Annotated in this window: 15 protein-coding genes; 3 read left to right on the top strand and 12 right to left on the bottom strand. The window is 63.5% G+C overall.

Going from position 1 to position 20,516, the window contains the following annotated elements; genetic code table 11:
- Nucleotides 1–4: 4 nt before the first annotated feature.
- Complete coding sequence (urtA, locus tag I6F35_RS15000) at nt 5–1,267, bottom strand: urea ABC transporter substrate-binding protein (protein WP_225118443.1); 1,263 nt, start codon at nt 1,265–1,267, stop codon at nt 5–7.
- Between the two features lie 189 nt (nt 1,268–1,456).
- On the opposite strand from urtA, the gene I6F35_RS14995 reads away from it, so the two are divergent.
- Together I6F35_RS14995 and I6F35_RS14990 are read left to right on the top strand one after the other, a co-directional pair.
- On the top strand, nt 1,457–4,825 hold the full coding sequence (locus I6F35_RS14995; RefSeq protein WP_225118442.1) for an ATP-binding protein: 3,369 nt from the start codon (nt 1,457–1,459) through the stop codon (nt 4,823–4,825).
- Nucleotides 4,815–5,744, top strand: coding sequence for a response regulator (locus tag I6F35_RS14990; RefSeq protein ID WP_225118441.1), 930 nt, complete (start codon nt 4,815–4,817; stop codon nt 5,742–5,744). The genes I6F35_RS14995 and I6F35_RS14990 overlap by 11 nt, the downstream gene beginning before the upstream one ends.
- 143 nt (nt 5,745–5,887) lie before the next feature.
- Here the strand turns inward: I6F35_RS14990 and I6F35_RS14985 are convergent, their stop codons facing one another.
- From I6F35_RS14985 to I6F35_RS14950, 8 genes are all read right to left on the bottom strand, one after another.
- Complete coding sequence (locus I6F35_RS14985; RefSeq protein ID WP_225118440.1) at nt 5,888–6,790, bottom strand: SMP-30/gluconolactonase/LRE family protein; 903 nt, start codon at nt 6,788–6,790, stop codon at nt 5,888–5,890.
- A 207-nt stretch (nt 6,791–6,997) separates the two neighbouring features.
- Nucleotides 6,998–9,697 carry a nitrate reductase gene (locus tag I6F35_RS14980; protein ID WP_225118439.1) on the bottom strand — a complete coding sequence of 900 codons (2,700 nt, stop codon included), beginning with the start codon at nt 9,695–9,697 and terminating at the stop codon, nt 6,998–7,000.
- Nucleotides 9,694–10,902 (bottom strand): FAD-dependent oxidoreductase, encoded by a 1,209-nt coding sequence (locus I6F35_RS14975; protein ID WP_225118438.1) that lies wholly within the window; start codon nt 10,900–10,902, stop codon nt 9,694–9,696. The genes I6F35_RS14980 and I6F35_RS14975 overlap by 4 nt, the downstream gene beginning before the upstream one ends.
- A 10-nt stretch (nt 10,903–10,912) precedes the next feature.
- Nucleotides 10,913–11,338 (bottom strand): globin family protein, encoded by a 426-nt coding sequence (locus I6F35_RS14970; protein ID WP_225118437.1) that lies wholly within the window; start codon nt 11,336–11,338, stop codon nt 10,913–10,915.
- Nucleotides 11,339–11,423: 85 nt separating this feature from the next.
- On the bottom strand, nt 11,424–12,218 hold the full coding sequence (locus I6F35_RS14965; RefSeq protein WP_225118436.1) for an ABC transporter ATP-binding protein: 795 nt from the start codon (nt 12,216–12,218) through the stop codon (nt 11,424–11,426).
- Between the two features lie 11 nt (nt 12,219–12,229).
- On the bottom strand, nt 12,230–13,123 hold the full coding sequence (gene ntrB / locus I6F35_RS14960; protein WP_225118435.1) for a nitrate ABC transporter permease: 894 nt from the start codon (nt 13,121–13,123) through the stop codon (nt 12,230–12,232).
- Nucleotides 13,124–13,187: 64 nt separating this feature from the next.
- The gene (locus I6F35_RS14955) at nt 13,188–14,504 is read right to left on the bottom strand and encodes a CmpA/NrtA family ABC transporter substrate-binding protein (protein WP_225118434.1); all 1,317 of its coding nucleotides are present in this window, start codon (nt 14,502–14,504) and stop codon (nt 13,188–13,190) included.
- A 477-nt stretch (nt 14,505–14,981) separates the two neighbouring features.
- Complete coding sequence (locus I6F35_RS14950; RefSeq protein ID WP_225118433.1) at nt 14,982–15,905, bottom strand: intradiol ring-cleavage dioxygenase; 924 nt, start codon at nt 15,903–15,905, stop codon at nt 14,982–14,984.
- A 134-nt stretch (nt 15,906–16,039) separates the two neighbouring features.
- Between I6F35_RS14950 and I6F35_RS14945 the strand changes: the two genes are divergently transcribed.
- Entirely contained in the window at nt 16,040–17,314 is a 1,275-nt protein-coding gene (locus I6F35_RS14945; protein WP_225118432.1) for a serine hydrolase domain-containing protein, read from the top strand.
- Nucleotides 17,315–17,466: 152 nt separating this feature from the next.
- On the opposite strand, the gene I6F35_RS14940 is transcribed toward I6F35_RS14945, so the two are convergent.
- The 3 genes from I6F35_RS14940 to I6F35_RS14930 form a co-directional block, all read right to left on the bottom strand.
- Complete coding sequence (locus I6F35_RS14940) at nt 17,467–18,786, bottom strand: TRAP transporter large permease (protein ID WP_225118431.1); 1,320 nt, start codon at nt 18,784–18,786, stop codon at nt 17,467–17,469.
- Nucleotides 18,783–19,298, bottom strand: a complete 516-nt coding sequence (locus tag I6F35_RS14935) for a TRAP transporter small permease (RefSeq protein ID WP_225118430.1) — start codon at nt 19,296–19,298, stop codon at nt 18,783–18,785. Before I6F35_RS14935 ends, I6F35_RS14940 begins: the two co-directional genes overlap by 4 nt.
- 75 nt (nt 19,299–19,373) lie before the next feature.
- Nucleotides 19,374–20,372, bottom strand: a complete 999-nt coding sequence (locus I6F35_RS14930) for a TRAP transporter substrate-binding protein (protein ID WP_225118429.1) — start codon at nt 20,370–20,372, stop codon at nt 19,374–19,376.
- Nucleotides 20,373–20,516 lie beyond the last annotated feature (144 nt).

The following is a 20,516-nucleotide window of genomic DNA, read 5'->3' as shown; positions in this document are numbered from 1 at the left end:
GTTCTCACTGGTAGCCCTTCGGGAACGGATCGGGCTCGACGAGATCGGCGGTCTCGTAGATCAATTCATACTGGCCATCCGCCTTGGCGCGGCCGACGCGCGTCTTCGACCAGAGGTGATGGTTCTCGTGGATGCGGACATTGCCTTCCGGGGCGCCCTTGAACTCGACGCCGGGCGAAGCTGCCGCCACCTTGTCGATGTCGAAGCTGCCCGCCTTCTCTACCGTCAACTTCCACAGCCACGGGCCGAGATAGGCAGCCTGGGTGACGTCGCCGATCACGGTCTTCTCGCCCCACATCTTCTTGAACGCGGAGACGAAGGCCTTGTTGTTGGGATTGTCGAGCGACTGGAAATATTTCATGCAGGCATAAGCACCCGCGATGTTCTCGCCGCCGATGCCGTCGATCTCGTCTTCGGTGACGGAGATCGTGAGCAGCGTCTGCTTGGAGAGGTCGATGCCGGCCGCCTTGAGCTGCTTGTAGAACGCGACATTGGAGCCGCCGACAATGATGGCGTAGATCACGTCGGGCTTTGTCAATTTGATCTTGTTGATGACCGAATTGAACTGGGTGTGGCCGAGCGGGAAGTATTCTTCGCCGACAATCTTGGCGCCCGCGAGATGCCCCTCGATGTGCTTGCGCGCGATCTTGTTCGAGGTGCGCGGCCAGATGTAGTCGGAGCCGAGCAGATAGAAGGTTTTCGCACCTTTGGTCTTGTTGACCCAATCGAGCCCCGCGATGATCTGCTGGGTGGCTTCCTGGCCGGTGTAGATCACGTTCTTGGACTGCTCGAGGCCTTCATAGAAGGTCGGGTAGTAGAGCATGCCGTTATACTGCTCGAACACCGGCAGCACCGCCTTGCGCGAGGCGGAAGTCCAGCAACCCATCACCGCGGCGCATTTGTCGTTGACGAGGAGCTTCTTTGCCTTCTCCGCGAATGTCGGCCAGTCGCTGGCGCCGTCCTCCTGGATGAACTTGATCTTGCGGCCGAGCACGCCGCCGGCGGCATTGATCTGCTCGATTGCCAGTTTTTCCGCTTCAACCGATCCGGTTTCCGAGATCGCCATGGTGCCGGTGACGGAATGCAGGATGCCGACGGTCACCTCGCTGTCGGTGACGGCGAGACCAGTGGTGTTGACCGCGGAAGTTGCAGGCGCTTCCGCGAACGAGGCGCGTGGCAGCATCGAGATGGCCGGCAGCGCCGCCATTCCCATCAGGAGCTTGCGCCGAAGCGGCGACCGCAGGCCCGGTTTCTGTTCGTCTGACATGAGCACCCCACTGGTTCGAGAACGCGCTTAATGGTCAGGCGAGGATTGCCTAGATTTGTGCAGCGCACTGATACGCAAGATTGCGTATACTGCACCGCAAAATAGCGACGTAGATTTTGGTACGGGATTTGCGAGCGGGCAGAGCTGGGACTGCCGGGCGAGACCAACGCCGGCTCAGGAGGTGGGGAATTGGCAGGGCGACAGCGCATAGACCGCGTCAGGCGCCAGTATAATCAGTGGGTTGCCAACCAGACGCTGGAAGATTACGCGCTGCGCTTCACCGCCAAGAGCGCGCGCCGCTGGTCCGCCGCCCGCGTCGCCAACACAGCGCTGGGCGCGATCTCGTTCCTGGCCCTGGAAGCGATCGGCGGCACCATCACGCTGAATTATGGCGCGATGAACGCGACAGCCGCCATCCTCGTGGTCAGCGCCATCATCTTCTGCTGCGGACTGCCGATCGCCTATAACGCCGCCAAATTCGGCATCGATATCGACCTGCTCACCCGCGGTGCCGGCTTCGGCTATATCGGCTCAACCATCACCTCACTGATCTACGCCTCCTTCACCTTCATCTTCTTTGCGATCGAGGCGGTGATCCTCGCCACCGCGCTGGAGATGTGCTTCGGCATCCCGCGACCGATCGGCTATCTCATCAGCGCCGTGGTGATCATCCCGCTGGTGGTCTACGGCATCACCCTGATCAGCCGCTTCCAGCTCTGGACGCAGCCGCTCTGGATCGTGCTGCATATCCTGCCGTTTGCCGCGATCGCCTACGCCCATCCGCGCTCCTTCATCGAATGGCGCAACTTTGCCGGCGAGCACGGCGATCCTTCCGGGCAGATCGACCTCCTGCTGTTCGGCACGGCGGCTTCCGTCGTGTTCTCGCTGGTGGCGCAGATCGGCGAGCAGGTCGACTTCCTCCGCTTCCTGCCGCGCGACCGGCGCACCTCGCGGCGAGCATGGTGGATCGCGCTGCTGGCGGCGGGACCGGGCTGGATCGTGCTGGGCGCGCTGAAGCTCTTGGCCGGATCGTTCCTCGCCTTCTTCGCGATCAGCCACGGTGTCTCCTACGAGCACGCCGCCGAGCCGGCGAACATGTATCTGGAAGCCTATCGCTACGTGCTGTCGCAGCCGGATCTGGCGCTGGCGCTGACCGGGACGTTCGTGATCCTGTCGCAGGTCAAGATCAACGTCACCAACGCCTATGCCGGCTCGATCGCCTGGTCGAACTTCTTCTCCCGCCTCACCCACAGCCATCCCGGCCGCGTGGTGTGGCTGGTCTTCAACGTGATCGTCGCGCTCTTGTTGATGGAAATCGGCGTCTACAAGGCGCTGGAACAGACGCTGGCGCTCTATTCCAATGTCGCGATCGCCTGGGTCGGCGCGCTCGTTGCCGATCTCGTCATCAACAAGCCGCTGCGCCTCAGGCCTCAGCACATCGAGTTCAAGCGCGCGCATCTCTGCGACATCAACCCGGTCGGCGTCGGCGCGATGCTGATCGCGACCATCGTGTCGATCAGCGCGTTCTACGGCGTGTTCGGTCCGACCGCGAAAGCGCTCTCAGCCTTCGTCGCGCTGGCGGTGGCCTTCGTGGCGGCGCCGCTGATCGCCTGGGGAACGGGCGGCAGATACTACATCGCGCGCAAGCCGAAGCGGAGCTGGCAGAACCTCGAGCAGATCCAGTGCTGTATCTGCGAGCATTCCTTCGAGCCCGAGGATATGGCGGCCTGCCCCGCCTATGCCGGCCCGATCTGCTCCTTGTGCTGCTCGCTCGACGCGCGCTGCCACGACCTCTGCAAGCCGCATGCGCGGATCCAGGCGCAGGTGTCGGAGACGCTGGGCAAATTGCTGCCGCAGCCGATCTATGCCCGCATCAATTCGCAGCTCGGGCACTATCTCGGCGTGTTCGCGGTCTCCGCCGGCTTGGTCGGGCTGGTGCTCGGCCTGATCTATCTGCAAACCTCGGCGGCCGTTGAAGCCGGCGACCTGCTGTCGGACGTGCTGTGGAAAGTGTTCTTTGCGCTGACGATCATCATCGGCGTGGTTGCCTGGCTGTTCGTATTGGCGCAGCAGAGCCGGCGCGCGGCGGAGGAAGAGACCAGGCGGCAGACCACACTCTTGATCCAGGAAATCGACGCCCACAAGCGCACCGACGCCGAATTGCAGCGCGCCAAGGAAGTCGCCGAATCCGCCAACCTCGCCAAGAGCCGCTATGTCGTCGGCCTGAGCCACGAATTGCGTTCGCCGCTGAACGCGATCTCCGGCTATGCGCAACTCTTGGAGCAGGACAACACCTTGCAGACGCGGCCGCGCGAGCAGGTGCGCGTGGTCCGCCGCAGTGCCGATCATCTCTCCGGATTGATCGATGGCATCCTCGACATCTCGAAGATCGAGGCGGGCCGGCTGTACCTGTCGCGCGACGAGGTTCGGCTGAACGATTTCCTCGACCAGCTCGTCGGCATGTTCCGCCTGCAGGCGGCGGCCAAGGGCATCGACTTCGTGTTCAAGCGGCCTGCCGTGCTGCCGGTCGTAGTCTATGCCGATGAGAAACGACTGCGGCAGATCCTGATCAACCTGCTGTCGAACGCGATCAAATTCACGCAAACCGGCCGCGTGCAGTTCGTCGTGCACTACCGCAGTCCGGTCGCCGAATTCGAGGTGATCGATACCGGCCCGGGCATCCAGCCTGACGATCTCGAGCGCATCTTCGCGCCGTTCGAACGCGGCGCGCTCGGCGCGTCCCAGCCGCAGACCGGCACCGGGTTGGGACTGACCATCAGCCGGCTGCTGGCAGGCGTGATGGGCGGCGACATCAAGGTGACCAGCACCGTGGGCACCGGCAGCACCTTCCGCGTCAAGATCCTGCTATCGGAAGTCACCAATCCCAGGCGCAGCGCGCCGACCGATGCGCCAGTCTATGGCTATCATGGCCCGCGCAAGACCATCCTGATCACCGACGACGATCCGACGCACCGCGATCTCCTGCGCGAAGTGCTGGCGCCGCTCGGCTTCATCCTGCTCAGCGCGCCTGACGGGCCCGGCTGCCTGGCGCTGGCACAGCACTGCCGGCCCGATTTGTTCCTGCTCGACATCTCCATGCCCGGCATGGACGGCTGGACGGTGGCCGAAGCGCTGCGATCGACCGGCCATCACCAGGCGCGCATCCTGATGATCTCCGCGAGCGCGCTGGAGGCGCATGGCGCACCGCTGGCGCAGCCGTTCCATGACGGCTATCTGATGAAGCCGATCGACATCCCGCGCCTGCTCGAGACCATCCGCCTGCTGCTCAAACTCGAATGGCAGCACGATGCCGACGAGGTGCCCGTGCCGCAATGGCGGCCGGAGAGCGGCTCGCGGCCGCCGGTAAAATACATCGAGGAACTGATCGGCCTCGGGCAACTGGGTTACATCCGGGCGATCCAGCTCAAGCTCGAGGAGATCGGAACTGAATATCCCGAGCATGCCGATTTCGTCTCGCAGATGCGCATCCTGGTCGATCGCTTCGACCTCGACCAGTACATGGCGACTTTGAAGACACTGCACAGCTATGACCATTGAAAGCAAGAAGCGCGACGTCGCGCTCGTCGTCGACGACTCGCCAGAGACGCTGCGGCTGTTGACCGATGCGCTCGACGGCGCCGGCATGACCGTGATGGTGGCGCTCGACGGCGCATCCGCGATGCGGATCGTCGACCAGATCACGCCCGATATCGTGCTGCTCGACGCCGTGATGCCCGGCATGGACGGCTTCGAGACCTGCCGCCGGCTGAAGCGCGACGCCGGGCTCGACAATGTGCCGATCATCTTCATGACGGGATTGGCCGAGACCGAGCACATCGTGCGCGGCCTGGAGGCCGGCGGCGTCGACTATGTGACCAAGCCGATCGTGGTGGAAGAGATGCTGGCGCGCATCCGCGTCCATCTCGCCAATGCGCGGCTGACGCAGAGTGCGCGCGCCGCGCTCGACGTCTCCGGCCGCTTTCTGCTCGCGGTCAACGACCGCGGCAGGATCCTGTGGGCGACGCCGCAGGCGCAGAAGCTGCTGTCGGACACGCTGGCGGAAGACGGCGATGATGACGTCATGCTGCCGGATCCAATACCGCAATGGCTGGAGCAGGCGCAGAAGGGCAAGACCGCGGCGAAGACCACGACCATGGCATCGTTTCCCGGCAGCGAGCAATTGCGGCTGCAATATATGGGCAAGCTCGGCGCCAACGAATTCCTGCTGCGGCTCGCGAAAGACACCAGCGGAGACATGCCCGCGGAATTCTCCAGCGAGCTCGGACTGACCACCCGCGAGGGCGAGGTGCTGTCCTGGCTCTCCAAGGGCAAGACCAACCGCGACATCGCGCAGATCCTGGGGCTCAGTCCGCGCACCGTCGACAAGCATCTGGAGCAGATCTACTCCAAGCTCGGGGTGGAGAACCGGACCGCCGCGGCGGCGATTGCGGTGAATGCGAAGAACAGGAAGTCGTGAGGCGCGGGTGTCGCTGTCCCGGGCCTCATGGCTCGAGACGCGCTACGCGCTCCTCACCATGAGGGTCTAACGTCCTTGCCCGCTGTCAGACCTCATCCTGAGGAGCCGCGCAGCGGCGTCTCGAAGGATGCAGCCCGGCTGCATCAACGGTCGAGCACACTGATATCAGCCACAAGAACGCTGCCGGTGGCCGACTCCGTGATGTAGACCCAGTCGCGGTTTGGGCCGCCGATCGCGACATTGGTGACGGCGCTGCCAGTGCACGACTTGATGCGCGCGATCAGTTCGCCCGACGGCGCGAACACGAAGACATGGCCGAGCGAGACGTGCGCGACGAACAGCCGGCCGGCTTTGTCCATCGTGATCCCGTCAGGGCCGCCGGGGCCGAACATCGTGCAGAAGCGGCCGACCTTCGATACGCTGCCGTCCTTCATGAACGGCGCCCGCCACACCGCATTGTCGCGCGTCATCGCGACGAACAGCACGGCTTCGTGCGGATCGAGCACCAGCCCGTTCGGACTGACGCCGGTATTGATCAGGCAATCGAGCTGCCCGCTCACGCGCAGGCGATAGACCCGGCCGCTCGGATCGTGCAGGCCGGTCTGGCCCTGATCGGTGAAATAGATATCACCGTTGGAAGCAATATGCAGATCGTTGCAGCCGCGGAACGATTCCGAATTGCGCGAGGTCAGCACGGGCAACATCCGCCCTGCCCGCGCGTCGAGCTCCATGATGCCGTGCCTGTAGTCGGCGACGAAAATGCGGCCCTTCGAATCGATCTTCAGTCCGTTCGGCCATCCCTGATACTCGACGGCCAGCGACCATTTTCTGTCAGGCGAAATCCTGAAGATGCGGCCGAAGGGGATGTCGACGATGTAGAGATTGCCATCGGCATCGAACGACGGACCTTCGATGAAGCAATCGGTAGTCTGGCCGGGGCGATTGGCATCGGCCCATTCGGTCGATTGCTTGCGCCGAAATTCATCCGGCATGGCGGAGAAGATCGTGGTCTCGATCAGCTTTGGCGGCGTTTCCAGGTACAGCATTTCTTGGTTCACCCGTTAGCGGAACGGGCGGCACCATAGAGGAGGTCGGTAGGGATGTCGCCCCTCGTGCGTGCATCGCACGTCTCCTCCGACCTCATCCTGAGGAGCGCGCATCGCGCGCATCTCGAAGGATGGCCACGGGCGAGATCGGGGCCTCATGGTTCGAGACGCGCTGCGCGCTCCTCACCGTGAGGGGCTGGTAGTTACTCAATTGGCGACGGCCAATGGAGGCTGTTCAGAGTCTCGTGATCCCGTCTGCGCGATCAGGCGCTTCAATTCCGGAATGCAGGAGCCGCAATTGGTGCCGGCCTTGAGCTTCGCGCCGATCTCGGCCGGAGAGTCCGCACCCGCGGCGATGGCATCGCAGATCGTGGCGCGGCCGACGCCGAAGCAGGCGCAGACGATCGGACCGGCATTGGCGAGGCCGTCAGCCGACTTGCCCGAGAGCAGCATGCGGCGCTGCTCGTCGCTGAGCGTATCAGCGGCGAACAGGTTTTTCACCACGTTCCAGTCACCGGCATCGTCGGCTGGGCCGATGAACAGGCAGGTTTCGATATGACCGGCATTGAAGGACGCGCCGCGGTAAATGCCGCCGCCGAAATCCTTGTATTCGGCGAGATCGCCTTCGGTGTGCATCCGCAGCCAGAGCTGCCAGCCCAGAAGGTCGGCATTGTCGGCAAACAAATAGCCATGACCGCCACTGACCGCGACGCGCGCGACCCAGGCATGCGCAGGCAGTTGCAGCGGCTCGCGGGACAGCGCAAAACCGCGGAACACATATTCGTAAGGCGCGATCGAGGCTGGCGTCGCCTTGTTCTCGGGCTGGCCGGAAAACGGATCGGTGAAGGGCGCGACCAGCGAGCCAACGCGGGCTGCAGTGGCGGTGGCCTCGCTCCAGTGGATCGGCGCGAACAGCATGCCGCGCTGCTGGCGCTCGCTGACGACGACGCGGAGCGTGCATTGCCCGTAATCAGTGGTGACGCGGGCAAAGCTGCCCTCGGCGACGCCGTAGCGCAGCGCGTCGTCAGGATGAACCTCCACGAACGGCTCGGGCAGATGCTGGCCGAGCCTCGGGCTCGCGCCGGTGCGCGTCATCGTGTGCCACTGGTCGCGGATACGGCCGGTGTTGAGCCGCAAGGGCCGCGCCGGCGTGGTTTCGGTCCGCAGCGCCGGAATCTCCGGTGCGACGAAGCGCGCCTTGCGGTCATTGGCGAAGAAGCCGCCTTCGGCGAAGAACCGCGGCTGCGGCGACGACTCCTGCCGCACCGGCCATTGCACCGGCGCCATCGTGTCAAAGTCCTCGTCCGACAGCGACGTCAGCGCGCCGATGTCGAAATCCCTGATGCCGTTGTTCTCGAATGCCGACAGTGCCGCATGCTCGCGAAAGATATCGGCTGCAGAGTTGAAGTCGAACGCCGCGCCGAAGCCGAGGCGCCTGGCGACCTCGCACACGATCCACCAATCAGGCTTGGCCTCGCCCGGCGATTCCAGGAATGCGCGCTGGCGCGAGATGCGGCGCTCCGAATTGGTCACCGTGCCCGATTTCTCGCCCCAGGCCTGCGCCGGCAACAGCACATGCGCGCCGGCATCGACGGTGTCGTTGGAGCGGACATTCTCCGATATGACGAACAGCTCCAGCTTCTTCAGCGCTTCGCGCGCGGCGTCGGCATCCGGCAGCGACACCGCCGGGTTGGTGCCCATCACCCACAACGCCTTGATCTCACCGCGCCCGATCGCCTCGAACATCTGCACCGACTTCAACCCCTCGTGGGTGGCGATGCGCGGCGCCTTCCAGAATCTGCGGACGCGATCGATATCCGGCGGCGTGAACGCCATATGGGCGGCAAGCTGATTGGCGAGGCCGCCGACTTCACGGCCGCCCATCGCGTTGGGTTGCCCTGTCAGCGAGAATGGCGAGGCGCCGACCCTGCCGATGCGACCGGTGGCGAGGTGGCAGTTCAGGATGGCGTTGACCTTGTCGGTGCCCTGCGCCGACTGGTTGACACCCTGCGAATACAAGGTGACCACGCGCTGTGTGCTGGCGAACATCTTGAAGAACGTCGCGACGTCCTGCTCGGAGAGGCCGGTGGCGAGCGCCGTCGCGCCGACGCTGCCGGCCATGCTGCGGGCGCGCGCCAGCGCCTCGTCGAAGCCGGCCGTATGGAGATCGATATAATTGTGATCGAGTGCGCCGTTATCGGCGAGATGCACCAGCAGGCCGCAGAACAGTGCAGTATCGGTGCCTGGCTTCAGGCCGAGGAACAGATCGGCATCTCCTGACGTGTCGGTGCGCCGCGGATCGATCACCACGATGCGCGCGCCGCGCTGCTGCTTGTTGGCGAGCATGCGCTGGAACAGCACCGGATGGCACCAGGCGGCGTTGGAGCCGACCAGCACCAAAAGGTCGGCCTGTTCGAGATCCTCGTAACAGCCGGGCACGGTGTCGGCGCCGAAGGCGCGACGGTGGCCTGCCACCGAGGACGACATGCATAGCCGCGAATTGGTGTCGACATTGGCGCTGCCGATGAAGCCTTTCATCAGCTTGTTGGCGACGTAGTAATCCTCGGTGAGCAACTGGCCGGAGAGATAGAATGCGACCGCGCCGGGACCGTCGCGGGCGATGATGTGCTTGAAGCGGTGCGCGACATGGTCGAGCGCGTCGCTCCAGGCGATGCGCTCCATGCCCTTGTCGCAGCGGATCATCGGATGCAGCAGCCGGCTCGACAGCCCCAGCGTCTCGCCGAGTGCGGAGCCCTTCGAGCACAGGCGGCCGAAATTGGCGGGATGATCGGGATCGCCCGCGATCGCGGCACCGCCGTTGCCATCAGGCGTCGCCAGCACGCCGCAGCCGACGCCGCAATAGGCGCAGGTGGTCCTGACGGTGCGCAGGACGGGATCGGCGCTCATGCCGCCTCCGCCAACGAACGGCCGAACATCATGTCGCCGCGGATCTTCGCAACCGGCCGCGCGCTGCGGATCAAGTCGAGATACCAGAGCGCATCTGACGTGTCGCCGATCAGGACCGCGCCGGTCAGCCGCCCGTCCGCGATCACGAGCTTCTTGTAGGCGCCATGGTTAACGTCGCTGAACACGATGCTCTCGCTGCCTTCGGCGCCCATGAAATCGCCGGCGGAAAACACGCTGACACCGGACACTTTCAAATTGGTTGCCACGATGCTGCCGGCATAGGTGACATCGTGCCCCGCGAGATGCCGCGCCAGCACGCGCGCCTGCTCATAGGCCGGCTCGACCAGGCCGTAGCAGATGCCGCGATGTTCAGCGCATTCGCCGATCGCGAACACGCCTTCCGCGCCGGTCTGCAAGCAATCGTCAACCACGATGCCGCGATTGACGGCAATGCCGGCTTGCTTTGCCAGCGCGATATTCGGCCGGATGCCGGCGGCGAAGATCACGGCATCCGCCTTGATCAGGCGCCCGTCCGCAAGCTCGACGCCTTCGACGCTGACATCGCCGTGGATGCGCGCGGTACTGGCCTCGAGCAGGATCTCGATGCCCTTGGCCTCGACCAGCGATTTCAGGAGCGCGCCTGCCGGTGCATCGAGCTGGCGCTCCATCAGCCGGTCCATCAGATGCACCAATGTCACCGCCGCCCCGGCTTTCGCAAGCCCATAGGCAGCCTCGAGCCCGAGCAGTCCGCCGCCGATCACGACCACCCGCGTCTTGCGCGCAGCGAGCGCAAGCAACAGGTCGACGTCGCGGCTGTCGCGAAAGGTGTGCACGCCGGCAAGATCGGCGCCCGGCACATTGAGCCGCAGCGCCGACGAGCCGGTGGTCAACACCAGCTTCGAGAAGGTGACGCTCTCCTCGCCCGCGATCTTCAGCTCGCGGCGGCCGACGTCGATCTCGGTGGCGACGCAGCCATATTTCAGCGTGACGCCGCGATCGCGCCACCACGAGGCCGGCTGCAGCTCGATATCTTCAGAGGTGGTTTCGCCGGCAAGGACGGAGGACAGCAGCACGCGGTTATAGGCCAGCCGCGGCTCGCTCCCAATTACCGCGATGGCGTAGCGCCCGAGCGCCACCTTCGACAATTCGTCGACCAGGCGCGCGGCTGCCATCCCGTTGCCGACAATGACCAGCGGTTCACTCACGGCACTTCCTCTATTCCGCGGCCTCGATGGTGCCGTAGGCTTCCGAGATCATGTAGCCGGAGAGTGTGCCGTAGGCTGCGGTCCAGGCGTCGGCAACATCAGATGTCCAGGCGTCACCGAGACCTTTCTCCAAGGTCCACAGCAGCGCGGCGCCGACGACGGGATAATGCGCAGGCTTTGCGCCGTAGCTCGCATGTCGTTTGGCGAGCGCGCTTGCCGCAGGCAGCACGGCTTCGAGATTGGAGAGGCCGTTCACCACCGCCACCAGCGTGGCCATCAATTTCCTGCGCTGCTCGGTCATGTCGGCCGGAAACATCGCCTTCACGGTCGGCGCAACCTCGAACAGGCGATCATAGAAGATGATCGCGGCCTGCTCGGAAATCGGCGCGACCTTGGCGAAACTCTCCTGAACCAACGTGACCTGTGCCGGTGTCATCTCAAGCCTCCTTGTTTCTCTAAAGTGAAGCCTCTTGTTGAGAAGCCGGAACCCAGGTTCAAAGCCTGGGCACCGCCAGTGACGCTTACGCCGCCTCGACGAAGCGATGCCGTTCGTAGAGGAATTCGAGCACGCGCTGTCGGCACTTGAGATAGCCGGCGTTGGTCGCAAGCTCGAGCCGCTTGCGCGGCCGCGCCAGCGGCACTTCCAGCACTTCGCCGATCCGCGCGCTCGGACCGTTGGTCATCATGACGATGCGGTCGGAGAGCAGCACGGCCTCGTCGACGTCGTGAGTGATCATCAGGATGGTGTTGCCGAGCTTCTGGTGCAGCGCCATCACCGAATCCTGCAGATGCGCCCGGGTCAACGCATCGAGCGCGCCAAACGGCTCGTCGAGCAACAGCACCTTCGGCTCCATCGCGAGCGCTCGCGCGATGCCGACGCGCTGCTTCATGCCGCCGGAGATTTCGTTGGGGCGCTTGTCCTTGGCATGCGCCATCTGCACCAGGTTGAGATTGTGCATCACCCAGGCGTGGCGCTCGGCCCGGGTCTTGGTCTTGGAGAACACCTTGTCGACGCCGAGCTTGACGTTTTCATAGACCGTCAGCCACGGCAGCAGGCTATGGTTCTGGAACACCACCGCGCGATCCGGACCCGGGGAGTTGACCTCGCGGTTCTCGAGCAGCACGCCGCCATGGGTGGCGCCGGTGAGGCCAGCCACGATATTGAGCAGCGTGGACTTGCCGCAGCCGGAGTGACCGATGATCGAGACGTATTCGCCCTTGTCGATCGTCAGGTTGATTTCCTTCAAGACCTCCGTCGTGGCATTGCCGCGGGTGAAGGTCTTGTCGATGTGGTCGAGCTTCAGATAGGCCTGCATGACAATCCCCTTCAGTTCACGGCGGTGCCGCGGGTCACGAATTTTGCCAGTCCCGCGATCAGGCGGTCGAGCACGAAGCCGATGATGCCGACATAGAACAGCGCCAGGATGATTTCGCTGATGTGCGAGGAATTCCAGGCGTCCCAGATGAAGAAGCCGATGCCGACGCCGCCGATCAGCATTTCCGCCGCGACGATCGCAAGCCAAGAGAGGCCGATGCCTATCCGCAGGCCAGTGAAGATGTAGGGCGCGGCCGCCGGGATCATGATCTTGGTGAAGAACTCGAGCGGGTTGAGCTGCACCACCGCGGCGACGTTGCGGTAGTCCTGCGGGATATTGCGGATGCCGACCGCAGTGTTGATGATGATCGGCCACACCGAGGTGATGAAGATCACGAAGATCGCCGATGGCTGGCCGTCGCGGAACGCCGCAAGCGACAGCGGCAGCCAGGCGAGCGGCGGAATGGTGCGCAAGACCTGGAACAGCGGATCAAGCCCGCGCATCGCCCAGACCGACTGCCCGACCAGCGTGCCGAGCGCAACGCCGACGACCGCGGCGATGGAATAGCCGTAGGCAACGCGCTGCAGGCTCGCCGACAGATGCCAGAACAGGCCCTTGTCGATGCCGCCATTGTCGAAGAACGGATCGAAGATCAGTTCCTTGGTATCGCTGAACACGCGCGAGGGCGGCGGCAGCGTCGAGCCGGCGCGCCGGCAGATCAGCTCCCAGACTACGAGCAGGAGCACGACGACGATCAGCGGCGGCACCACGCGCACCGCGGCCTCCTTCGCCATCTTGACGTATTTCTCGGACTGCGGCGCACGCTTCGGCGTCATGGTCACGACTGGTGCGGCGGCGACCGGAAGCGCCGTCGCGACGTCGGTTTTCACTGCAGGCATAGACATCGAAAATCTCTCTCCGTGTTCAGGTGGCGAGGCCCACGCGCAGATGCGCGCGGCCCTGCGCGGATCAGACGTCAACACGCTTGATGGACAGCGACTTCAGATAGGCCGACGGATTCTCGGGATCGAACACCTTGCCGTCGAAGAAGGTCTCCTTGCCGCGCGAGGTCGAGGTCGGAATCTCGGACGCGGGCACGCCCATTTCCTTGGCGGCCGCGCGCCAGATGTCCTCGCGGTTGACCTTGGCGATCAGTCCCTTGGTATCGAAACCAGGCTCGAACTTGCCCCACCGGATATCCTCCGTGAGGAACCAAAGATCGTGGCTCTGGAACGGATAGGACGCGAAGTCGCGCCAGTACTTCATGATGTGCGGCGAGTTCTCGACCACCTTGCCGGTGCCGTAGTCGAACTTGCCCGCGCTGCGATCATAGACATCCTCGACCGGGCAGTTGATCCACTGCCGCTTGGCCATGATCGCAGCCAGCTCCTGCTTGTTGTCAGCCTTGTCAGCCCATTGCTGGGCTTCCATGACGGCCATGGTAATGGCCTTTGCCGCGTTCGGATATTTGTCAACCCAGGCGGCGCGCATCGCGAACGACTTCTCCGGATGCTTGTTCCAGATCTCGCCGGTGTTGACGGCGGTGTAGCCGATGCCCTGGTGCACGAGCTGCAAATTCCAGGGCTCGCCGACGCAGAAGCAATCCATGGTCCCGACCTTCATGTTGGCGACCATCTGCGGCGGCGGCACCACAATCGTTTCGATGTCCTTGTCGGGATCGATGCCGCCCGCGGCGAGCCAATAGCGGATCCAGAGATCGTGGGTCCCTCCGGGGAAGGTCATGGCGGCCTTCACCGCCTTCCCCGCGGCTTTCTTCTTGTCCAGCGCCGCCTTGAAAGGCGAGGCGTCGGCGGAGAGCTTGAGGTCCGCATACTCCTTCGCGACCGAAATGCACTGCGCATCGAGGTTGAGCCGCGCCAGGATGTACATCGGCGTCGGCTGGTTGTTTTGCGTCACCTTGCCGGCCGAGATCAGGTAGGGCATCGGGGTGAGGATATGTGCGCCGTCGATGCCGTTGCCTTCGGAGCCGAGCACGAGATTGTCGCGCGTCGTGCCCCACGAAGCCTGCTTCTGCACGTCGACATCGGGCATGCCGTATTTGGCAAACAGGCCCTTGTCCTTGGCGACGAACAGAGGACCGGCGTCGCTGAGCGCGATAAAGCCGAGCTTGGCGCCCTTCACTTCGGGGCCTGCCCCTTGCGCAAACGCGCCGGCCGGAAAGTTCAATCTCGCCGCGGCCAGCAATGCGGCCGTTCCGCTTGCCGCCTTCAGGATCTGGCGGCGGCTGATGCCACGGCGGGAGGTCTCTTTGGTCGGCTTCGTCATGGGTGCAAATGTCCTTTGCGTCTGAATGCCCGTCCGCTTGCGGCACTGCCCCAAAGCGCACGGGGTCGCGTTCTGGGGAGGCCCCAGTCTGGCGGTGTCACAATTCGGATGATTGGTTTTCGAGGGACGGCTTCAATGGCGTCGCGCGCTAGCTATTCAAGCTTCGTGCCAAGCCGCGATATTGGAAAAATTCTAAGGAAAATAATGAGTTGAGAGTCGGGCCGGTTCGCGCGGCCGGCACGGTTCCGCCACCAAAATTTGCGATTCGCTCAATCCTTGTGCGCCGCACAAAAATTGAGCAGAGCGCTACACTCCCTCTCCCGCTTGCGGGAGAGGCTGGGGTGAGGGTGCCTCCACGATGGGACCATCCGTGGGGCGAGAGCCCCCACCCGGCGCTGGCGCGCCGACCTCCCCCGCAAGCGGGAGAGGTTACAGCGAGTTCGCGGAACGACCGATCAAACCCAAATGGCGGCAGCGCTACGCGTCTTCGCCGACCTTCTCGACCTTCACGCCGAGCGGCGCCGGCGGCGTTCCCTCGCCCCGCTTGATACGGAAATCGTAGGTCATCATATGCCACGGCTCGCTCGCCTTCGTGCCGTCGGGCATCACCGGATCGGTGCGCTTCTCGATCTTGGCGACCAGCTCGTCCTTGACGCCGAACACCACGTCGGAGTCGAGATATTTGTCGCCCTCCATGAAGACATGGGTGATCAGCGGCTCATGGCCGCGCGCCGCGACCAGGAAATGGATATGAGCGGGGCGCATCGGATGACGTCGCGTCTGCATGATCATCTCGCCGACCGGGCCGTCGGTCGGGATCGGATAGCTGCAGGGCAGGATGGTGCGGAAATGGAAACGGCCATCATCGCCGGTGATGAAGCGCGCCCGCGACGACGGGCCCTGCGTTTCATAGCTCGGCTTCTGTGAATCATAGAAGCCATCGTCGTCGGCATGCCAGACGTCGACAGGCGCGTCTGCGACCGGCTTGCCGTCGAGATCGATGACTCGCGCCTGCACGTATAGCCGCTCGCCGGGCAGCGTTGCCGAGATATCGGTGCCGTGCGGCGTCACCTTGTGCTCACCGACATAGAACGGACCGAGCACCGTGGTCTCCGTAGCGCCATCGCGATCGCGGTGGTTGACCGCATCGACCAGCATGGAGACGCCGAGCACGTCGGAGAGCAGGATGAACTCCTGGCGGATGTCGGTGCATTTGTGGCCGGTGCGGGTCAGGAAATCGATCGCATACTCCCATTCGTCGAAGGTGAGGTCGGTGCGGCGGACATAATCGTGCAGCGACTTCACCAATTCCTGCAGCAGGAATTTTGCCCGCGGGTTCGGCGTGTTCTCGAAACTCTGGATGACGGCAGCGGTCAGCTCAGTGTCGTTGAATTGGGGCATTATCTCCATCCCTGCGAAATCGATATTGCTTGGCTTCAGCCTACACCACGCCCCATAGTGGAGTAAGCGCCGGGTGATTGGAACATTGGACACTTTTCGGCTATCAAAGCCTGCCTCACAACCGGAGAAGAGCGATGCTAGCCCCCACCCCCGCCTCCCCCGAATCCGCCGGCATGTCGCAGGCGGCACTCGACCGCCTCGAGGAGCATCTCAAGCGGCACTACATTGAGGGCGGCCGGTTCCCGGGCACCCAGCTTCTGGTCTATCGGCGCGGCAAGGTGGTGCATTCGACCGTGCAGGGGTTTGCGGATGTCGAGCGCAAGGTGCCGGTCAAGGACGACACCATCTTCCGCATCTATTCCATGACCAAGCCGATCACCTCGATCGCCTTCATGATGCTGGTCGAGGAAGGCCGCGTCGCGCTCGACGAGCCCGTTCACAAATATATCCCGGAATGGAAGAACCTCGGCGTGTTCCAGGCCGGCACCGCGCCGGCATTCCTGACCAGGCCGCCGTTACGGCCGATGCTGATCGTCGATCTGCTGCGGCACACGTCGGGGCTCACCTACGGCTTCCAGCAACGCTCCAATGTAGATGCCGCCTATCGCGAGAAGAAGATCGGCGAGGTCGTCAAGGCCGGCACGCTCGACAGCATGATCGAGGATCTCGCCAAGATCCCGCTGGAATTCTCGCCGGGGGAAGCTTGGAATTATTCGGTTGCCACCGACGTGATCGGCTATCTCGTCGGCAAGATCAGCGGCATCCCGTTCGAGCAGTTCCTCAAAGAACGCATCTTCAATCCGCTCGGCATGAACGATACCGATTTCTTCGTGCCCGCGGGCAAGGCGCATCGTCTGGCGGCCTGCTATTCCGCCGACCCGCAAGGCGGCATGACCTTTCACGCCGCCGAGCGCAAGGGCGGGCTGACACTGCAGGATGACCCGGCGACCAGTTCGTTCCTGTCGCCGCCCTCGCTGATCTCCGGCGGCGGCGGATTGTGCTCGACGGTGTCAGACTATCTCACCTTCTGCCGCGCGCTGCTCAATGGCGGCGAAGTCGGCGGTGTGCGGCTGATCGGCCCAAAGACGCTGAAGCTGATGACGTCCAACCATTTGCCCGGCAATGTCGACCTGCCGGCGATGTCGCGCTCGCTGTTCTCCGAGGCGACCTATAACGGCATCGGCTTCGGGCTCGGCTTTGCGGTGACCATGAACCCGGCGCAGACGCTGCTCGCCGGCAGCCCCGGCGAATACAATTGGGGCGGCGCTGCGACCACGTCGTTCTGGATCGATCCGGCAGAGGAATTGATCACGATCTTCATGACCCAGGTGCTTCCCTCCAGCGCCTATCCGATCCGGCGCGAGCTGCGCACCATGGTCTACGCGGCGATCACCGACAGCAATCTCTGACCCCCTGAGGCGCGATGACATGAGGATGAACCATCATCGCGCTTTAGGTTGTTGTTTGAGCATGATCTTTCGGAAAACCGCTTCACACTTTTCCGGATCATGCTCCAGAGATTCCGCGGCGCAGATTCTCGGCGCCGCGGAACGGATCAAGGCTATTTCAGCATCTCCGGAACGATCAGGCGCGGCAGAAACAGCGACACGCCGGGCCATATGATGAGCGACGCCAGCACGATCAGCATCGGCACCAGCATGATCGCGGTATCCTTGAGGGCATAGCGCAGCCGGACGCCGGCAACGGCGCAGGCGATCATCAGACATAATCCATAGGGCGGCGTCACCAGGCCGAACGCCAGCGAGACGATCGAGATGATCGCAAACTGCACCGGATGCAGATCGACCGACCTTGCCAGGGGCTCCAGGACGGTGCCGACGATCACGATTGCCGGAATCGCGTCAAGGAAGCAGCCCACGACAAGGAAGCAGAAGGAGATGAAGAAGCCAGCCGCAATCGGCCCCATGCCCCAGGTCGAGACGTTGGCCAGCAGTTCCTGCGGAATCCTGTAATAGGCCAGCAGCCAGCCGAATGCGCTGGCGGTGCCGACGCAGAACAGCGCGACCGCGGCCAGACGCCCGGTGTCGAGCAGTGCCTTGTACAATTCGCGCCCGCCGGTCTCGCGGTAGAAGAACGTTGACAGCGCCATGGAATAGAGCACCGCGACACACGCGGACTCGGTTGCCGTGAACCAGCCGAGCAGAATGCCGCCCACGATAATGAACGGCGTCATCAATGCCGGCAACGACCGCCAGACGGCGCGTCCGAAATCCACCCAGCTATCCTTCGGATAGGTCGGATAGCCACGGCGCACCGCGTAGACGTGCACGGTCAGCATCTGCGCGCCCGCGATCAACAGTCCGGGCACGATGCCCGCCAGATACATGGCGGCGATCGAGGTGGAGATCAGCCCGCCCCACACGATCATCAGAATCGAGGGCGGGATGACGACGGCAAGCACCGCCGAGACCGCCGTAATCGCGATGGAGAAGGAGAGGTCGTACCCTTCCTTGGTTTGGGCATCGATGAAGATTTTCGACTGGCTCGCCGCATCCGCGGTCGAAGAACCCGAGATACCGGCAAAGAACACCGACAGCACGACGTTGATCTGCGCCAGCGATCCCGGCCAATGCCCGACCATGGAGCGGGACAGCGCGACCAGCCGGTCCGTGATGCCGCCGATGCTCATCAGGTTCGCCGTCAACAGGAAAAACGGCACCGCGAGCAGGATGAATGAGTTGTAAGCGTTGAAGGTTTCCTGCGCCAGCGTCATCGCCGACAGGTGCGGTTCGATCAGAAGGATGGGCAGGCAGGCAAGGCCGAGCGCGAAAGCGACCGGCACGCGCACGATCAACAGCGCGACAAAGCAGCCAAACAAGATCATGGCGGCCTGTCCGGCGGAAAGGACGTTCCCGCTCATCGCGCGGCTCCAAACAGGATGCGCGCCTCATCGATGATCTGCTCGCCGGCGAACACGATCCAGGTGACGCCCGCGACCGGCCAGGCAACGTGAATGAGCCAGAGCGGCAGATCCGCCAATTCCGATGTCCTGTTCCAGGCAAACTGGGTGAACTCGAACCCCGCCCATACGAACACGAGCGCCAGCCCCAGGATGCCCAGACGCGCAAGGATCCGCACCGCGGCCTCGGCCCGCCGCGACAGGTCCGGCCAGACGTCGACCTCGAAATGCAGGGCCTCCCTGACGCCGACCATGGCGCCGATCATGATGGTCCAGATGAACAGGAATCGCGCCATCTCCTCGGTCCAGATGTAGGACGGGATGAAGGGCGTGTAGCGCGAGAGCACCTGCAGTGTGACGGGCACGACCAGGATGCCGACGCAGGCCGCCAGCAGGATTTCCAGCAGTTTCGCGTAGCCGGCCGTGACGCGACGCCACAAGCTTGGCCTGGTTGTCAGCGGCATTTCGGTCATTGGCCCCCGCGCTCTCGGTCGCCCCGCGGCAAGCAACGATGCTTGCCCCGACATCTCATTCAACGGCTTGCCGGCTTACGCGACGTTGATCTTTTCAAAGATGCCTTCGGCGCCGATTTCCTTCGCGTAGGTGGCCATCACGGGATCAGCGAGCTTCTTCATGGCGTCGCGCTCCTCGAACGGCACACGCTTCAGCTTGCCTGCCTTCTCCAAGGTATCGAGCTTGACAACTTCCTCGCTCGATTCGAGCTGCCGGCCGAAATCACCGGCCTCCTTGCCGGCCTTGAAGATCGCGTCCTGCAGCTCCTTGGGCAGGGTCTTGAGCGTCTTCACCGAGAAGCAGATCGGCCGGATCGACACGGCGTGCTGCGTCAGGCTGAGGTGCGGCGCGACTTCGTAGAACTTCATCGCCTCGACCCCTGCCGCCTCGTTCTCCCCGGCCGCGATCACGCCATTCTGGATCGCGTTGTAGACCTCGTTATAGGCGATCACAGTCGGGCTCATGCCGGCGGCAGCGAACGTCTTCGACCATATCGGCGCGCCCTGCACGCGGATCTTGAGACCCTTGATATCGGCAAGCGTCCTCAGCGGCTTGTTGGCGAAGATGTTGCGGACGCCGCCGCCTGCGTAACCGACGAGAACAACCTCGGCCTTCTTCGCCACTTCATCGGCGATCGGCGCCAGGATATTCTGTTCGACGACCTTGTTCATGTGCTCGATGCCCTTGAACACGAAGGGAGCATCGATGAAGGGCGCGGCCTTGGCGAAGGTCGACATGTGGGCCGGCGAGACGATCGCGTAGTCGACCGCCCTGCCCTGCGACATGTATTCGAAATACTGCTTTTCGAGACCCAGCGACGAGTTCTTGTGCAGCGTGAAATTGACCGGCTTGCCGTAATATTTCTGCACCAGTTCCTGGAATCGCACCAGCGCTTTGGTGAACGCGTGATCGTCATTGAACTGCACTGCGCCATTCAACGAGACAGGCGTTTGACCTCTGAGAATTGACGGCGTGCCGAATGTGCCGATAACGGCCGTGGCACCAAGCCCGGCGAGCACGGATCTTCGCTTCATCGTCTCCCTCCCTGTGATGCCCCGCCCCCTGTTAACCGGGGGTCATGGGTGCCGCCGACGAAGCGGCAGCGATCTCGAAGCGTATGCAAAAGAACCGAGCGATGGAAGCTGATTCCAAGGCGGGGATCGAACGCCCATTCGGGG

The sequence above is a fragment of the Bradyrhizobium sp. BRP22 genome (assembly GCF_020194175.1).
GTDB lineage: Bacteria > Pseudomonadota > Alphaproteobacteria > Rhizobiales > Xanthobacteraceae > Bradyrhizobium.
This window is presented reverse-complemented; position numbering and strand designations above follow the sequence as displayed.

Excerpts from the sequence above, each read along its gene's own strand:
- I6F35_RS14945 (WP_225118432.1), top strand. The coding sequence starts at position 16,040 with ATGCTAGCCCCCACCCCCGCCTCCCCCGAATCCGCCGGCATGTCGCAG.
- I6F35_RS14950 (WP_225118433.1), bottom strand. The coding sequence starts at position 15,905 with ATGCCCCAATTCAACGACACTGAGCTGACCGCTGCCGTCATCCAGAGT.
- I6F35_RS14990 (WP_225118441.1), top strand. The coding sequence starts at position 4,815 with ATGACCATTGAAAGCAAGAAGCGCGACGTCGCGCTCGTCGTCGACGAC.
- I6F35_RS14970 (WP_225118437.1), bottom strand. The coding sequence starts at position 11,338 with ATGACACCGGCACAGGTCACGTTGGTTCAGGAGAGTTTCGCCAAGGTC.
- ntrB (WP_225118435.1), bottom strand. The coding sequence starts at position 13,123 with ATGTCTATGCCTGCAGTGAAAACCGACGTCGCGACGGCGCTTCCGGTC.
- I6F35_RS14985 (WP_225118440.1), bottom strand. The coding sequence starts at position 6,790 with ATGCTGTACCTGGAAACGCCGCCAAAGCTGATCGAGACCACGATCTTC.
- I6F35_RS14980 (WP_225118439.1), bottom strand. The coding sequence starts at position 9,697 with ATGAGCGCCGATCCCGTCCTGCGCACCGTCAGGACCACCTGCGCCTAT.
- urtA (WP_225118443.1), bottom strand. The coding sequence starts at position 1,267 with ATGTCAGACGAACAGAAACCGGGCCTGCGGTCGCCGCTTCGGCGCAAG.
- I6F35_RS14955 (WP_225118434.1), bottom strand. The coding sequence starts at position 14,504 with ATGACGAAGCCGACCAAAGAGACCTCCCGCCGTGGCATCAGCCGCCGC.
- I6F35_RS14965 (WP_225118436.1), bottom strand. The coding sequence starts at position 12,218 with ATGCAGGCCTATCTGAAGCTCGACCACATCGACAAGACCTTCACCCGC.
- I6F35_RS14930 (WP_225118429.1), bottom strand. The coding sequence starts at position 20,372 with ATGAAGCGAAGATCCGTGCTCGCCGGGCTTGGTGCCACGGCCGTTATC.
- I6F35_RS14940 (WP_225118431.1), bottom strand. The coding sequence starts at position 18,786 with ATGAGCGGGAACGTCCTTTCCGCCGGACAGGCCGCCATGATCTTGTTT.
- I6F35_RS14935 (WP_225118430.1), bottom strand. The coding sequence starts at position 19,298 with ATGACCGAAATGCCGCTGACAACCAGGCCAAGCTTGTGGCGTCGCGTC.